Source organism: Luteimonas fraxinea, assembly GCF_021233355.1.
GTDB classification, from domain to species: domain Bacteria; phylum Pseudomonadota; class Gammaproteobacteria; order Xanthomonadales; family Xanthomonadaceae; genus Luteimonas; species Luteimonas fraxinea.
In genome coordinates this window covers 1,811,321-1,826,031 of the sequence record NZ_CP089507.1, presented here as the reverse complement: position 1 = coordinate 1,826,031, position 14,711 = coordinate 1,811,321, and the positions used below count along the sequence as shown (strand labels likewise).

Genomic DNA, 14,711 nt, shown 5'->3' with positions numbered 1-14,711 from the left:
GCGCGATCCGCGCGCACCGCACGGCGTCTGCGACGATGCCGCACCGTTCGCCGCAAAGCGCCTGCCATGACCCGGATCCTGTGTGCCCTGACCGCGCTGTTCCTGCTCGCCGGCTGCGCCAGCCAGGCGCCATTGCAGATGCAGCGCAGCCCCGACGATGTCCGCGCCGAGATCCTGCGCAAGCTGCCGGCCCGCCTCGACGATCGCGCGGGCTGGGCAAACGATGTCTACGTCGCGCTCACCGCGCAGGACATCGCGCCCACCAGCGAACACCTGTGCGCCGTGCTCGCCGTGACCGAACAGGAGAGCACCTACACCGCCGATCCCGCCGTGCCGGGCCTGCCGAAACTCGCACGCACCGAGATCGAGCGCCGCGCCGCCGCGGTGCACGTGCCGGACTTCCTGCTCAACGCCGCGTTGCGTCTCGAATCGCCCGATGGCCGCACGTACGCGCAGCGGCTCGATCGCGTGCGCACCGAGCGCGATCTGAGCGAACTCTACGAAGACTTCATTGCCATGGTGCCGCTGGGCCGGCGTCTGTTCGCCGACCACAACCCGGTGCGCACCGGCGGGCCGATGCAGGTCCGCATCGACTTCGCGCAGACACACGCGGACGGTTATCCATATCCGGTCGAGCGCGACATCCGGCACGAAGTATTCACCCGGCGCGGCGGCCTGTATTTCGGCACCACCCATCTGCTGGGCTATCCCGCGAACTACGACACGCCGCTGTACCGCTTCGCCGATTTCAACGCCGGCTGGTATGCCAGTCGCAATGCGGCCTTCCAGAACGCGGTGACCGAAGCCTCGGGCATCGAACTCGCGCTCGATGGCGACCTGCTGCTGCCCGGTGCGAACCTTGACACCCCCGGCGCCACCGAACGCGCCGTGCGCGCGCTGGGCGGACGTATCGACATGACGGACGCGCAGATCCGCCGCGCGCTGGCGCAGGGCAGCGAACACGGGTTCGAAGACACCGATCTCTACCGCCGCGTCTTCGCACTGGCCGACACCGCCGCCGGACGCGCGCTGCCACGTGCCGTGCTGCCTGGCATCGTGCTCGAAAGCCCCAAGATCACCCGCACCCTGACGACCGCGTGGTTCGCCAACCGCGTCCAGGAACGCTGGGAACGCTGCATGCAGCGCTGAGTCAGGCGCGGCGACACCCAGCCGCGAACGCGATCCCCTGTCCGCGCCGGCTCGCCACGTCGGCATGACGCACCGCGCGCCACTACGCCGACTCACGTTGATCGAAAGCAGGTGCCGGAACACGGACCAGATTGGACTGTCCCGTGATTCCGCCGGACACACGCCACCGCCCACCGGTTAGAAATCGATCGATGCCGACAGCTTGAAGGTGCGTGGCGCGCCCTGCAGCAGATCCGGGCGGAAGCTGTCGAACGCCGATGCCCAATAGCGTTCGTCGGCGATGTTGTCGATGTTGAAGCGCAGCGTCAGCGGATGGTCGCGGACCAGCGTGACGTAGCGCGCGCCGATATCGAATCGCGTCCAGCTGTCGAGATGTGTGGTGTTGGCGAGATTGGCCGCCTGTTCGCCGGTGTGGACCGCGCGGCCGGTCAGGGTCAGCGCGGGCAGGGCGGGCACGTCCCACTCGACGTTGGCGTTGACCAGCAGGTCGGGCACGCCGACGGCGTCGTTGCCCTGGTTCAGACCGCCCACGGTGCGGCGCAGCTCGGTGTCCAGGATCGAGACGCCACCGATCATGCGCAGCCCATCCACCGGCGTGGCTTCGGCGCTGAATTCGATGCCGCGATTGCGCTGTTCGCCGAACGGTCCGAAGCGCAGGGCGTCCAGGGTGGCAGGGTCGGGCTGCAGGAATGCGGTCTCGCGGTCCGTCTGGAACAGCGCGACACCCGCATTGAGGCGCGCGTGGCCGAACTTGACGCCGACCTCGGTCTGACGGGACACGTACGGCTTCAACACCTCGCCGGCATTGCTGACCGGCAGCGGTGCGCCGCCGCCGGGGTTGGCGCCGCTGACCGGCGCGGTACCGCCCTGCACCAGTGACTCGATGCGGTTGGCATACAGCGACACGCCCTCGATGGGCTTGTAGACGACGCCGAAGACCGGGGTCACGTCCTGTTCGTCGTATTCGGCGGTCAGCGCACCGGTCACGTTGGAGTACGAACGCACGTTGATCTTCTGCAACCGCGCGCCGGCGGTCAGCAGCACGCGGTCATCGAGGAAGCCGAGTGTGTCCGACACGAACGCACTGGTCAGGCGCGTCTTCGAGATCGGGAACGGATCGGACAGATCACCACCGACGAACGACACGGTCGACGGCCGCACCGTGTCCACCGGGTTGTACAGATTGGTGGGCATCGCGTCGGCGTAGAACTCGAACGCGTTGCGATTGGTCAGCCAGTTGGCCGACACGCCGACATTGAGTGCGTGGCTGACCGGGCCGGTATCGAGTTGCGTGCGCAGGCCGACGGTCGCCGCCTCGTTGTTGTCGGTGCGCGGGATGAAGGAGCCGCTGACGCTGGCATCGCCGGTGTCCGCATCCAGCAGCGTGAGCGAGCTGTAGACACCGTCCTCGCGGCCGTCGCGCGCACCCAGTGCACCGTAGAGCAGCGTGTGTTCGCCGATGTCCCACTCCGCGCGCAGCTGGCCGAACACGTCGCGCAGCTCGGTGTACTGCCACGGCTGGCCGTAGTTGAGGTCCGCATCCGGCACTCGCGGCACCACGTCGTTGACCGTCACTTTCGGGCGCAGGCGCTCGACGCGGATGTCCTGGTAGGCCAGGTCCAGCGACGCGCGGAAACCGTTGCCGGTGTAGTCCAGCGCCAGGCCGAGCACATCGGACTGGCGGTCCTCGTCGTCGATCGCCACATCGCCGCCGCGGGTGGCGCCATTGACGCGCAGTCCCCACGCCGCATCGCCGCCGACGCGCCGTGCAATGTCGAAACTCGCGCCCGAATGGCCGGGCGAGGTGAAGCCCAGCGTGACCCGATTGAGCGGCGTGTCACCCGCCCGCTTGGGCACCAGGTTCACGCTGCCGCCGATGCCGGAGCCGCCGGGCGCGGCGCCGTTGAGGAATGCGCTGGCGCCGTTGAGCACCTGTACGGATTCGTAGAGCTCAGGCGCAACCAGTTGCCGCGGCAGGATGCCGTACAGGCCGTCGTAGCCGATGTCGTCACCGGCCAGCGCGAAGCCGCGCACGACGAACTGCTCGGCCGCGTTGCCGAAACCGTAGGTGGTGCGCACCGACGGGTCGTTCTCGAGCACCTGCCCCAGCGTCTGCGGCTGCTGATTGAGGATCAACGCCGCGTTGAAGCTGCGGATGCCGAACGGCACGTCCTCCGCCGCCTGCTCGCCGAGCACGCCCACACCGCCCGCGCGGCTGACGCCGGTCTGGTTGCCGCGCTGCGCCGTGACGATCACGCGGTCGAGCATGCGCGCTGCGTCATCGGCACGCGGGGACTGCACATCCTGGGCGAACGCACACGGCGCGGACAGCGATGCTGCGATCAACAGGGCCAGATGGCATCGGCGCGGATGGCGGTGGGACATGGTCAACTCCGGAAAGAAAAAACACGCAGATCGGACAGGGAGAGGTAGGCGGATCACGAACGCCGGGCCGCGCGTGCCCACAGCACCGCCGCCACGGGCGCTGCAAGGCCCAGCCATGCAAGGCCGTCGCGCCAGCCGTCGCCGGTGAGCGCGCTGACCAGTCCGACGAGCCCCGCCACGGCGATCACCGCCGGCACTGCGAAGACGTGGCGCAGCGTGCGGTGCTGTTTCATCGGATGCGGCTTCATTCGGCGCGCCGCAATCTGGGCGACGGCGTCGCTGCGGCGGGCGACAACGCGCGGGCGCGGCGTTTGCCGAGCCACAGGTACAGGCCGGTCACCAGCACGACGATCGTGAACACATCGAGGACCGCCCACAGCAGCTTGAGCGGCAGGCCGCCGTAGTCGCCGAAGTGCAGGGGGCGCGAGAGCGACAGCGCCTTGTAGTACCAGGGCATCGGGCGCGCATCGGTAAACGCACCGGTTTCGGCATCGATCAGCGCGGGGGTGAGCAGCCGCTCGGTCAGCGGCGTGTCGCCCTGGAAGAACACCGCGTAATGATGTTTCGAGCTGAACTTGCCGCCGGGAAACGCAATGAACTGCGGGTTGTTGCCGGGCAGCGCTTCGCGGGCACGCGCCATCGCGCGGTCGAGCGAGCCATAACGCGCCGGCGGCAGCGCCTCGCGCCCTGCGTAGGCGCGGGTCATCTCGCCCAGCTCGCTGCGCTGCCAGGCCTGGTTGATGGGGTCGGCGAGGGTGTGGATGGTGCCGGTGATGCCAACCACCAGGACCCAGGCCACGGTCACCACGCCCAGCAGGTTGTGGTAGTCGAGCCACTTCGCGCGCGCGCTGCGGGAATAGCGCAGCGTGCCGAACGGCAGCTTGCGCGTGAACGGGACATACAGCACCACGCCCGAGACCACGGCCGCGGCGAACAGCAGCCCCATCGCACCCAGGAACAGCATGCCCGGCAGCCCCAGAAACATGTCGGTGTGCAGCTGCAGGATGAAATGCATCACGCCTTCGCCGTCGCTCTCGGCCGCGAAGATCTCGCCGGTCGAACGGTCCAGCTGCAGGATGGTCATGTCGCTGGCGGGCGAATCCGGACGCGGCGCCGTGGTGACCGTCATCGACGGCTGGTCGTTGTCGAACGCCATGAACACCGGCACCTCACCCGGACGTTCCGCCAGTGCGCGGGCCAGCATGTCGTCCAGCGGGCGCAAGCCGGGCGCGTCGCTCGACGAGCCCACGCCAGGCAGACGGAACTGCGGCGCCCCCTCGGTCAGCAGGTCGATCTCGTCATGGAAGATCAACGGCAGCCCGGTGAGGCACAGCATCAACAGGAACAGGGTGCAGACGAGGCTCGTCCACTTGTGCACCCATGCCCAGGCACGGATCGAGCGATTTTGCATGCGGCGGATCTTACATGCGAATTACTCTCATTTACAGCAACAGCGCCTGTGCAGGCGGTGTGGGATCGCAGATTCCGGGCCAGCTCGCCGCGCTGGGAGACAGCCACTGCGTGGGACGCGGCGCTGCGCCGCGCCAAGCGGGGCGCCGGATGGTCCGCAATCCCCGCCGCATTGCACGCCGTCGCGGCTACAGCGCGATCATCACCTTGCCCAGATGTCCCGCCGCAGCGAAATAGCGATACGCCTCGGGCGCCTCGTGAAAGCGGTACGTCTTGCTGACGACGGTCTGGATGTCGTTGGCCTCGATGGCGGCGATCAGGTCGACGAACATGGCGCGACTGCCGTTGGCGATGCCCTGGATGGTCAGGTTCTTCGCGATGAAGGCCAGATAGTCCGGAATGGCAGGGCCCTGGCCGGGGCTGACGCCGATCACGATGATCCGGGCATTGACCGCAGCGGCCGCTATCGACTGACCCATGGTGTCCACACCGCCGGTCTCGAGGACGATGTCGGCACCGGCACCGCCGGTGTGTCGCATCAACTCGGCCGCCCATTGCGGATGCGAGCGGTAGTTGATGGTGATGTCCGCCCCCAGCTGACGGGCGATCTCCAGTTTTTCGTCGCTCGACGAAGTGATGGCCACGCGGGCGCCATGGGTCTTGGCGAGTTTGAGTGCGGCCAGTGACACGCCGCCGGTTCCCAGACACAGCACCAGATCGCTGGCCTTGATGTGCGAGGTCTCCACCAGCGCGTTCCACGCGGTCAGGCCCGCCGACGCCAGTCCGGCCACCTGCGCGTCGGACAGCGCATCGGGCACGCGGATCAGCGAGGCGGCAGGCAGCGCCACCTGCTCGGCCAGCCAGCCATCGTGGGTAATGCCGATGTCATGGCCGAACACGGTGGGGCTGAACTTGCCATCCAACCACGTGGCGAAATGACCGCACACCACGCGGTCTCCAGGCTTGACCTGAGTGACGCCTTCGCCCACCGAAATCACCTCGCCAACGCCTTCGGACATCGGAATGCGCTCGGCCGGCTGCGGGCCGCCGTAGGTGCCGCGAAGGATCTGCACGTCGCGGCTGATCAGGCTGACAAGCCGCGGCGCGACGATCGCCTGTCCGGGCGCTGCAACCGGGTCTGGCCGCGTCGTTGCGGTCAGTGATTCGATACCGGTGCGCGCGCCGAGTTGAAATGCTTTCACTATGTTCTCCAATGACGCGTGGAATCCAAAGCCAACCCACAGGGTGGTGTCTGCGTTGCGGTCATGCAGACGGGTGTCTTTGGCCAACCGCAATCTTAAAGAGCACGCACTGAGCCTTGTGGAAACGTGCGCCTGCGCGCGCCTTGCGTCCCGCCGGACAGCCCGAAGATTGCCCGCACCCTGACGACTGCATGGCTCGCCAATCGCGTGCAGGAACGGTGGGAGCGGTGCATGGCGCGGTGATTGGCGCGCGCCTCCGCTGGGTCGCAAGAAACAAGCGAGCGGGGCCCAGGCAGCTTCAAGACGCTGCGTTGAGTGAAGCTGACGCCGATCGTTGGATCGCGAGCGACGCCGCGGCGATGCCGGGTTGGGTGTTGTGTTCAGAGCGCAGCGGCGTTGCGCTCCAGTTCTGACGAGAACGCTGCCTCGGGCATCGGGCGCCCGAAAAAATAGCCTTGGGCGTGGTGGCACTGGTTGGCCCGCAGGAAATCCAGCTGCGCCCTGGTTTCCACACCTTCCGCGATGACTTCCATGCCGAAACTGTGGCCGAGATAGATCACCGCTTTGACGATCGCCGCATCCTCTGGATCGCTGATGACATCGCGGATGAAGGCGCGGTCGATCTTGAGCCGGCTCACCGGGAACCGCTTGAGCATGCTCAACGAGGCGAAGCCGGTCCCGTAGTCATCGAATGCCAGGCCCACCCCCATTTCGCGCAGGGTCTGCAGCATTTTCAGGGTGGCGCTGTCGTTGCGCATCATCGTGTTCTCGAGCAGCTCCAGCTCCAGTGCCTCGGCCGGCAGGCCGGTGTCCTGCAGCACCCGCTCGACCACGCCCGGCAACTGCCCGAACCGGAGCTGCGATTCGAACAGGTTGACGCCGATGCGGAAATCCGGAATACGCGTCCGCCACGCCTTGGCGTGCAGGCACGCCGTGCGCAGCGTCCACTCCCCGACCGCCGTCGCGATCGGCTTCTGGCTCAACACCTCAAGGAACGAGACCGGCGTCAGCAGGCCGCGTTGCGGATGCCGCCAGCGCAGCAACGCTTCCGCGCCACAGACCCGCCCGTCCCGGGTGTCGACCTGGGTCTGGTAGAACATCTCGAACTCGTCATTCTCGAATGCCTGTCGCAACTCGCGTTCAAAGCCGCGGCGCGCCACTGCCACTTCGCGGAACGCCGGCTCGAACGCCATGTAGCGCCCTTTGCCCGTCGCCTTGGCGCGGTACAGCGCCAGGTCGGCGGCGCCGAGCAACTCATCGGCGCGCTGGCCGTGATCGGGATAGGTCGCAATCCCGATACTCACGCCGATATCGAAGATATGTCCCGGCAGGTCGTAGGGTTGTGCCAGCGCCTGCACCAGGCCGCCGGCAATCGCTTTTGCCGTGCGCATCTCGGTGCCCGCAAGCAGGACCACGAACTCGTCGCCTCCCAGGCGCGCCACCATCAACGCGTCACTGCATTCGGCAAGCAGCCTCGCGGCGACTTCCTTCAGGACGATGTCCCCGGTGGGATGGCCCAGCGTGTCGTTGACCTCCTTGAATCCGTCGAGATCGAGCAACAGCACCGTCACCGGCGTCTGCGCATCGAGCTGCGCGCTGATGCAGGCACGCCAGGCTGCGCGGTTGGGCAACTCGGTCAGCGTGTCAAGCGAGGCCAACCGGTAGAGCCGATCCTCGTTGCGACGTCGCGCCGTGATGTCGCGCACGATGGCGCCGATGCTCGTGGTCCTGCCTTCCCGCCACGACGACAGTGACAGCTCGGCCGGAAACTCGCTGCCATCCCGATGCAGGCCCGATCGCACGATGGTCCTGCCGACGAAACGCAATTCGCCGCCCTGATTCAGGCGTTCAAGTTCATCGAAGTAGGCAGCGCGCCAGCTACCCGGAATCACGCGGCTGCTGGACTGGCCTGTCATCTCCTCGGCGGTGTAACCGAACAGCCGTTCCGCCGCGGCGTTCCAAAATGTGATGCCGCCGCTACCGGTCGAACAGATGATCGCATCGGGCGAGGTGGCAGCAATGTTCTCGAAGCGCGCCTGGCTGACCGCGCGCACGTAGTCCAGCCGCGACAACTCCATGCGGTCCATCACCAGCGCGGCGATATCGGTCAGATTGCGTTGTTCGTCCTCGCCGAATCCGGCGCGCGGCTGGGTGTCGATCAGACACACCGTCCCGATGCGCAGCCCCTCCGGCGTGATCAGCGGCTTACCGGCGTAGAACCGGATGAACGGCGATCCCAGCACCAGCGGATTCGCGGCGAATCGCGGATCGTCAAGCGCATCGGGCACCACCATCACGTCATCTCTGAGAATCGCGTGCGCACAGAACGAAACGTCACGGTGCGTCTCGCAGACATCCAGGCCCACGCGCGCCTTGAACACCTGCCGATCAAGCGCGACCAGCGAGATCAGCACAATCGGAACGCCGAACAGGCGCGATGCCAGCTGCACCAACCGTTCGAACTCCGGCTCGGTTGGCGTATCGAGCACGTTGTAGCCCGCGAGTGCGCTGAGCCGCATCGCCTCGTCGAGTGGAACCGGGGATTCAATGTCTCCCATGACCGCACACCTTGTCGAATGACCCACAGGTTAGTCGCTTCCGCACCATCGGACCGACGCCTCGATCACGTCTCCGACTGGCAGCGCACCCTGCTTACGCAGATGCCGCGAAGCGCACGACGTGTGTATCGCAGCCGTGCCCGTCCGGTGTGCCCGCCAACCCGGAGACCACCGGGACGCACGCATCTGCACGCAACACCGTGCCCGGCGCGGCGGCGCCGGCGCGCATGGACTCACGGTTCCAGGTTCACGCCTCCCCTGACTATCCGTATCCGATCGAGCGTGGCGTCCGCCAGGAAGTGTTTACCCGGCGCGGCGGCCTGTGCTTCGGCACGACGCATCTGCTGGGCTATTCCGCCCGTTACGACACGCCGCTGTACCGCTTCGCCGACTTCAACGCCGGCTGGTACGCCAGCCGCAACGCCGCCTTCCAGAACGCGGTGACCAGAGCCTCGGGCATCGAACTCGCGCTCGATGGCGACCTGCTGCTGCCGGGCGCGAACCTCGAAAACGCCGTCGCCACCGAACGCGCCGTGCGAGCGCTCGGTGGCCGTATCGGCATGGACGACGCGCAGATCCGTCGCGTGTTGCAGCAGGGCGCCGAACTCGATTTCGAAGACACCGGGCTCTACGCCAGCGTGTTCGAACTCGCCGCTGCCGCCGCCAGCACATCGCTGCTGCGCGCCGTGTTTCCGGGCATCGTGCTGGAGAGCCCGAAGATCACCCGCACCCTGACCACCGCGCGATTCGCCAACCGGGTGCAGGAACGCTGGGAGCGGGGCATGAGGCGGTGAGTCGCGCGTCAACATCACGACGTGCAGCGCAGATGCGCCTTTGGCCGGTCCGCGTGACCGGCGGCTTCTGGTGTAGCTGGGGCACGCCCGGGAACGCCTGACGCACGTTCCGCGCGAGCGGAATCCGATCTGGGCTGCCGCACAGGCAGCCGGAAAAAAAGGCGGGACCCGCCGTGGCGTGGTCCCGCCTGCCACCGGACAAAGCGGCGACCAAGTAACGCAAGCTGCCAGCCGTTGGTCAGCCGCCGGTCTTGTCGAGCACCTTGTCGGCCACTTCGCCAACCTTGCGCTGCGCCTTGCCAACGGTCTTCTCCGCCGCGCCCTCGGCTTCGGTCTCGCGTTCGCCGGTTAGCTTGCCGATGGCTTCCTTCACCGAGCCCTTGACCTGCTTGGTGGTGCCTTCGATACGGTTCTTGTCCATGCGTGTCTCCTGGTGGGGATGAAAGACCCGACGGGCGTCCTGCATGGCTGCATGGCAGCACGCCCCGGTGGACATAGAGTGCGTCGCGCGGCGCAGCGCCGACAGTTGCAAATGCACCAGCGGCACTGGTGCATCCGCAGCAAGTCCGTGCGTCGTTCAGCCGCTCTTCTGCGAAGACGAGCCGCTGCCGAAGTAGCCACGCTCGCGCGCCCACACGATCGCCTCAGCGCGACTGTGCACATCGATCTTCGAGTACAGCGACGCAACGTGGTTGCGCACCGTATTGGTGGCCAGCCCGAGGCGCGTGGCGATTTCCTTGTCCGACAGGCCTTCGCACATCAACCCGAGTGCATCGCGTTCGCGCGCGGTGAGGTCGGCCAGGGCGACGGCTTCGGCGCCCGGCGCGTTGCCGCGGCGCACGTTGGCCAGCTTTTCGATCAGCGTCTGGCTGAACCACGACGCGTCCTGCATCACCGTTTCGATCGCGCCCACCAGTTCCATTTCCGAGCGTTTGCGGTCGGTGATGTCGAGCAGCGCCATCAGATGGCAGGGCTGGCCGTGGAGCGTCAACGACTCTGCCGACAGCAGACAGTCGAGCAGTTCGCCCTGCTTGCGATGGATGCGGAGTTCAGTGCTGCGCAATACGCCGCTGTCACGCAGCGCGTCCTGGATGCGGGTATGCGCGGCGCGATCCTCGAACAGGCCGGTCTCGTCCAGCGACTTGCCCAGCAGCTCTTCCGAAGCCAGACCGGTCGTGGTCACGAAGGCTTCGTTGACCTCCATCACCCGCAACGCATCCGCGCTGCAGACCAGCGTCGGCACCGGCGTCATCTGGAACGCCTTGGCGAAGCGTTCCTCGCTCTGGCGCAGCGCGTCCTCGGCCTTGCGTCGCGGCTCCAGGTCCATGAAGGAGAACAGCATGCAGTCCTCCTCGCCCACCTCGATAGGCTGGCCGGCCACGATCACCAGTTTGGTGCCGCCCGCCGGCAGGCTGAGTTCGGCCTACATCTGCGGAATCGTCACCCCCTCGCCGAGTTTCTCGATCGCGGTCTTGCGCGCCTCCGCGCCTTCGAACACATCCAGCTCGTACACCGAGCGTCCGATCACGTCGTCGCGCGCGTAACCGGTCATCTCCATGAAGCCCTGGTTGACCTTGATGTAGCGCAGGTCGTCGAGTCGGCAGATCACCGCCGGTGCGGGGTTGGCGTTGAAGGTCTTCTCGAAGCGCTGCTCGGCGCTGGCCCACTCGGTGATGTCGGCGATGATCAGCACCAGGCAGTCGGGCTCGCCGCGCGCATCGGTCAGCACCAGGCTGCGCACGCGGTGCACCTAGCAGCGGTCGGGATCGGCAGCCGGAATGACCTCCACGATGACGTCGCTGAAGGTCTCGCCCGCGATCACCCGGTCTATCGGATAGTTGCCCGCCTGCAGCGGGTGATTGTTGCGATAGCGCAGCGCGAAGCGCTCGCGGTAGGCGTCGACATCGGCGCCGAGGTCCTCGACCGTCTCCACGCCGTGCAGCTGCAGCGCCGACTCGTTCGCCCACACGATACGGTGATCGGGCTCCACCAGAATCACGCCTTCGCTCAGGCCGGTGATGATCTGCTGCAACTGCTTGCGGTTGGTCTGCGTGGCCAGGCTGGCGTCATCGGTCATCGGAAGCGTCTCGTGGCTGCGCCAGGGCGCGGTCGGTCGGATGGACGCGCATTGTGGCGCCCGCGTCCGGCCAGGCCGCCCACGCCACGCACACATCCGCGTCGTCCGCCCGCCCACCGTCCGCATGCACTAACGCCGCTGGTGCATATGCACGCAGACACCTGCCCCGTGCATCCGGACACTGCGCGCCAGCCGGGCAGTGCGTCCTGCAGTGCCCGCTCCCACAGACGAGATGGTGAGACCGACATGACTTCCACGATGAATCCCAACGACCCGCTCGCGCCCCGGGTGCAGCCCGGCGAAGCGCGCCCGCCCGGCTCCCGCGATGCCCGCGTCGACGCCACCCGCCTACGGCCCGCGCCCGCCATCTCCTGGGCGGCCGTGTTCTCCGGCTGCGTGCTGTCGCTGGTCGCCTATCTGTTTCTGAGCATCCTCGGCACCGCCGTCGGTGCAAGCGCCGTCGATCCCACCGGCGATGCCAATCCGTTGAGCGGCTTCGGCACTGGTGCCGGCATCTGGCTGGTGATGTCCACCATCATCGCGATCTGCCTGGGCGCGCTGGTTGCGGGCCGTTCGGCCCCGGCGCAGGGCGGCCTGCATGGTGTGCTGAGCTGGTCGGTGACCACGCTGGTCACCACGTTCCTGCTGGCCTCGGCGGCCAGCGGCCTCGTCGGCACCGCGTTCGGCGTGGTCGGCAAGGGCCTGTCGCTGGCGGGTCAGGGCGTCGCCGCGGCATCGCCCGGCATCGCGTCGCAGGTCGGCGACGAACTGCGCGACCGCGGCGTGGACCTGGACTGGGACAACCTGCGCGGTGAGTTCGAGACGCTGCTCGCGCAGTCCGGCAAGGCGGAACTGTCACCCGACGCGATCGAGCAGAAGGCCGAAGCCGTCGGCACTGACGGCGAGCAGAGCGCCCGCCAGGCCCTCGAAGACCCCACGCAGTCCGGTGACGCACTGGCCGACTGGTTCGACCGCGCCCGCCGCGAAGGCAGCGCCACACTGGAAGCCGCCGACCGCGACGCGCTGGTCAACATTGTCGTCGCCCGCACCGGCAAGCCCCGTGCCGAAGCCGAGCAAATCGTCGACCGCTACCAGCAGCAGGCGCAGGCGATGGTCGCGCGCATCGACGCACTGAAGGCCGAAGCCGAGCAGAAGGCCCGCGAGGCCAGCGACGCCGCCGCCCGCGGCGTGTCCAAGGCTGCCTGGACGGCGGTCGTGCTGCTGATCCTCGGCGCCGCCATCAGCTGGTTCGCCGGCGCCATCGGCTTCCGTCGCCGCATGCTGCACGCGGCGTACTGAGGTCGAATCCAGAGCCGGCAGTCGAGCAATCGGCTGCCGGCTTTCTGCTGTCTGCGATCCTGCCGTGCGAAGCGGTCGAGTCCACGGCCCGGCGCTGTGCACGCAGCCTGCGATGCAGCTGGACGTGAGCCTGTAAACGTCAGTCGTCGATCACCGCATCCAGGCAATGCGCGTGCAGCGCCGGTGCAAGCCGGCTATCGTGCCGTCCTGATCACGCAGACACCTCATGAAGAAGACCTACGACCCGCCGCTGACCGAGAACTCCAACTCGCCCCTGTTCCGCGTCGACCGGAACATCCGGCTGGCCCATCAGCGCCTGGCGTCCGCGATCGACATGAAGCAGCACCACACCAGCCACAACCTGGCGCAGGAAGTGATCAAGGAAGCGCGCGAGTCGCTGCGCAAGGCGGACCACCAGCGCGAACTCAAGCTCAAGGAGCTCGCGCAGGCAGAGGCCGAATTCCAGGCGCGCCGGCCGCGGTGATTCGCGCGCGGGCGGCATTGACGATCCGTGGCACCCGACGCCACAGACGCGATTGATCCCGGCACCGTTATCGTCCGGATGACCCTAGATCGGCTTTCTTCCCGGACGGAGCGAGATGATCTGGGCGATGGTGACGAAGACGCAAAGCAGCCCGAATACCAGCACCGTGAGATCGCCATCGGCGAAGCCCGCGCCTGATATCAGCTTCTGGCCGAAGTAGTAGATGATCCGCAGCGACAGAAAGCCGAAGAACGCCACGCTGACGTATCCGCACACACGCTGAAACATTGGCAACCCTTTGGGTTCGAGATTGAAGTCTTTGCTGCGGCTCGGTTGAACGGGTGACGCAATTCCATGAAGGCAATCAACTTCTGCACTGGGCGTTGGCTGACAGCAGCGGCTAAAAATGTCCTACCAGTGGAAGAAGAGTGGGCGTTAGACATCCGTGTCCGGCGCGAGTGTTCGAAATGATGCCATAAGTGAACCTGATCCCTTCATTTCAAAGCAGAAGTGACGTCGCGCGTTGACCCTGCTGAGTATTCGCATCTTCCGCCGAGGCAGCGCGGCCTGCGCCGCGCTGCCTCGGCGGCTCCGATCAATGCACGTGCGTCACGCCGCTTCCGTAAGCAGGCGCATCAGGCGCCAAGCGCCGCCCTGCACGCTGCTGTTCGAGCAAGCCTGCAGGCGTGCCGCCAACGCCGCCATACACGGCCGGCATCTCCCGCACCTGCTTGCCAGTACCTGGCTTCGCATCGAGCGTCTGGCGGCTGATCTGCCGGATCATGTCCTTCATCTCGTCCGCGTTATCGAAGATCGCCGCACCGATGACGATGATCGTGCCGTCCGCAAAGTCACCGCCGCCCCCGGCCATCAACAGATCCCCCTGGGCACGCAGCAGATCGAGCAGGCGGTCGGCCTCGTCTAACTGATCCAGCGTCATGCCGAAGGCCGGGGCCTTGTCGACCTTCGCGTCGGTGCCAGCGGACGCGTCGTCCTCGGATTCCGTCTCCGCGTCGGCATCGTCTGCATCCTCGGTGTCATGTTCTACAGCCACCGGCTTGCCTTTGAGCTCCAACCGCGCCGGCCCGGACACCGTGTCCAGTACCTGCTGCACCTGCTCGGCCAGCAATTCCAGACACCCGGCCAACGCGGGGTGGTCGATCTCCGGGCCGTCCTCTTCCTCGTCCACGCGTGGCTCCGCCAGGCGTGACAGGAACTCAATGTGCTGATGCAGTTTGCGCAACCGGAACTCGCCGTCTTCGGACAGGAAGTAACCCAGCTCGCCACGCGCTTTCGTATCGGACTTCGACATCGTCGTCTCCTCATTCCCTGAAGTGCCCGTCCACGGATGTG

14 protein-coding genes and 1 pseudogene are annotated in these 14,711 nt (G+C 66.9%); 4 read left to right on the top strand and 11 right to left on the bottom strand.

Translation table 11 applies throughout. The features are described from left to right. Positions 1 to 66: 66 nt before the first annotated feature. Positions 67 to 1,149: a DUF1615 domain-containing protein gene (locus LU699_RS08100; RefSeq protein WP_232136426.1), complete on the top strand. Its 1,083-nt coding sequence runs from the start codon at positions 67 to 69 to the stop codon at positions 1,147 to 1,149. A 177-nt stretch (positions 1,150 to 1,326) separates the two neighbouring features. On the opposite strand, the gene LU699_RS08095 is transcribed toward LU699_RS08100, so the two are convergent. The 5 genes from LU699_RS08095 to LU699_RS08075 form a co-directional block, all read right to left on the bottom strand. Continuing rightward, a complete protein-coding gene (locus LU699_RS08095; protein WP_232136424.1) occupies positions 1,327 to 3,534 on the bottom strand; it encodes a TonB-dependent receptor in 2,208 nt (735 codons plus the stop codon). 53 nt (positions 3,535 to 3,587) lie between these two features. After that, positions 3,588 to 3,767 (bottom strand): hypothetical protein, encoded by a 180-nt coding sequence (locus LU699_RS08090; protein ID WP_232136423.1) that lies wholly within the window; start codon positions 3,765 to 3,767, stop codon positions 3,588 to 3,590. 11 nt (positions 3,768 to 3,778) lie between these two features. After that, positions 3,779 to 4,945: a PepSY-associated TM helix domain-containing protein gene (locus LU699_RS08085; protein WP_232136422.1), complete on the bottom strand. Its 1,167-nt coding sequence runs from the start codon at positions 4,943 to 4,945 to the stop codon at positions 3,779 to 3,781. A 187-nt stretch (positions 4,946 to 5,132) separates the two neighbouring features. Further along, positions 5,133 to 6,146 carry a zinc-dependent alcohol dehydrogenase family protein gene (locus LU699_RS08080; RefSeq protein WP_232136835.1) on the bottom strand — a complete coding sequence of 338 codons (1,014 nt, stop codon included), beginning with the start codon at positions 6,144 to 6,146 and terminating at the stop codon, positions 5,133 to 5,135. A 380-nt stretch (positions 6,147 to 6,526) separates the two neighbouring features. Beyond that, positions 6,527 to 8,731: a putative bifunctional diguanylate cyclase/phosphodiesterase gene (locus tag LU699_RS08075; protein WP_232580546.1), complete on the bottom strand. Its 2,205-nt coding sequence runs from the start codon at positions 8,729 to 8,731 to the stop codon at positions 6,527 to 6,529. Between the two features lie 191 nt (positions 8,732 to 8,922). Between LU699_RS08075 and LU699_RS08070 the strand changes: the two are divergent. After that, a pseudogene (locus LU699_RS08070) lies at positions 8,923 to 9,498 on the top strand (DUF1615 family protein); the annotation flags it as partial. Positions 9,499 to 9,736: 238 nt separating this feature from the next. Here the strand turns inward: LU699_RS08070 and LU699_RS08065 are convergent. From LU699_RS08065 to LU699_RS08050, 4 genes are all read right to left on the bottom strand, one after another. After that, positions 9,737 to 9,919 (bottom strand): CsbD family protein, encoded by a 183-nt coding sequence (locus LU699_RS08065; protein ID WP_232580545.1) that lies wholly within the window; start codon positions 9,917 to 9,919, stop codon positions 9,737 to 9,739. A gap of 156 nt (positions 9,920 to 10,075) precedes the next feature. After that, the gene (locus LU699_RS08060) at positions 10,076 to 10,840 is read right to left on the bottom strand and encodes a helix-turn-helix transcriptional regulator (RefSeq protein WP_232580544.1); all 765 of its coding nucleotides are present in this window, start codon (positions 10,838 to 10,840) and stop codon (positions 10,076 to 10,078) included. Positions 10,841 to 10,921: 81 nt separating this feature from the next. Further along, positions 10,922 to 11,239 (bottom strand): PAS domain-containing protein, encoded by a 318-nt coding sequence (locus LU699_RS08055; protein WP_232580543.1) that lies wholly within the window; start codon positions 11,237 to 11,239, stop codon positions 10,922 to 10,924. A 9-nt stretch (positions 11,240 to 11,248) separates the two neighbouring features. Beyond that, positions 11,249 to 11,575 carry a PAS domain-containing protein gene (locus tag LU699_RS08050; protein WP_232136419.1) on the bottom strand — a complete coding sequence of 109 codons (327 nt, stop codon included), beginning with the start codon at positions 11,573 to 11,575 and terminating at the stop codon, positions 11,249 to 11,251. Positions 11,576 to 11,821: 246 nt separating this feature from the next. On the opposite strand from LU699_RS08050, the gene LU699_RS08045 reads away from it, so the two are divergent. Then, the gene (locus LU699_RS08045; RefSeq protein WP_232136418.1) at positions 11,822 to 12,874 is read left to right on the top strand and encodes a hypothetical protein; all 1,053 of its coding nucleotides are present in this window, start codon (positions 11,822 to 11,824) and stop codon (positions 12,872 to 12,874) included. 226 nt (positions 12,875 to 13,100) lie between these two features. Further along, entirely contained in the window at positions 13,101 to 13,358 is a 258-nt protein-coding gene (locus LU699_RS08040) for a hypothetical protein (RefSeq protein ID WP_232148425.1), read from the top strand. A gap of 84 nt (positions 13,359 to 13,442) precedes the next feature. On the opposite strand, the gene LU699_RS08035 is transcribed toward LU699_RS08040, so the two are convergent. Both LU699_RS08035 and LU699_RS08030 read right to left on the bottom strand, forming a co-directional pair. After that, positions 13,443 to 13,616 carry a hypothetical protein gene (locus LU699_RS08035; RefSeq protein ID WP_232136416.1) on the bottom strand — a complete coding sequence of 58 codons (174 nt, stop codon included), beginning with the start codon at positions 13,614 to 13,616 and terminating at the stop codon, positions 13,443 to 13,445. 337 nt (positions 13,617 to 13,953) lie between these two features. After that, positions 13,954 to 14,670: an XAC0095 family protein gene (locus tag LU699_RS08030; protein ID WP_232136414.1), complete on the bottom strand. Its 717-nt coding sequence runs from the start codon at positions 14,668 to 14,670 to the stop codon at positions 13,954 to 13,956. Positions 14,671 to 14,711 lie beyond the last annotated feature (41 nt).

What these genes read in the sequence shown, in the direction of transcription:
- LU699_RS08100 (WP_232136426.1), top strand. Translation starts at nt 67, where the DNA reads ATGACCCGGATCCTGTGTGCCCTGACCGCGCTGTTCCTGCTCGCCGGC.
- LU699_RS08095 (WP_232136424.1), bottom strand. Translation starts at nt 3,534, where the DNA reads ATGTCCCACCGCCATCCGCGCCGATGCCATCTGGCCCTGTTGATCGCA.
- LU699_RS08090 (WP_232136423.1), bottom strand. Translation starts at nt 3,767, where the DNA reads ATGAAACAGCACCGCACGCTGCGCCACGTCTTCGCAGTGCCGGCGGTG.
- LU699_RS08085 (WP_232136422.1), bottom strand. Translation starts at nt 4,945, where the DNA reads ATGCAAAATCGCTCGATCCGTGCCTGGGCATGGGTGCACAAGTGGACG.
- LU699_RS08065 (WP_232580545.1), bottom strand. Translation starts at nt 9,919, where the DNA reads ATGGACAAGAACCGTATCGAAGGCACCACCAAGCAGGTCAAGGGCTCG.
- LU699_RS08060 (WP_232580544.1), bottom strand. Translation starts at nt 10,840, where the DNA reads ATGCTGTTCTCCTTCATGGACCTGGAGCCGCGACGCAAGGCCGAGGAC.
- LU699_RS08050 (WP_232136419.1), bottom strand. Translation starts at nt 11,575, where the DNA reads ATGACCGATGACGCCAGCCTGGCCACGCAGACCAACCGCAAGCAGTTG.
- LU699_RS08045 (WP_232136418.1), top strand. Translation starts at nt 11,822, where the DNA reads ATGACTTCCACGATGAATCCCAACGACCCGCTCGCGCCCCGGGTGCAG.
- LU699_RS08040 (WP_232148425.1), top strand. Translation starts at nt 13,101, where the DNA reads ATGAAGAAGACCTACGACCCGCCGCTGACCGAGAACTCCAACTCGCCC.
- LU699_RS08030 (WP_232136414.1), bottom strand. Translation starts at nt 14,670, where the DNA reads ATGTCGAAGTCCGATACGAAAGCGCGTGGCGAGCTGGGTTACTTCCTG.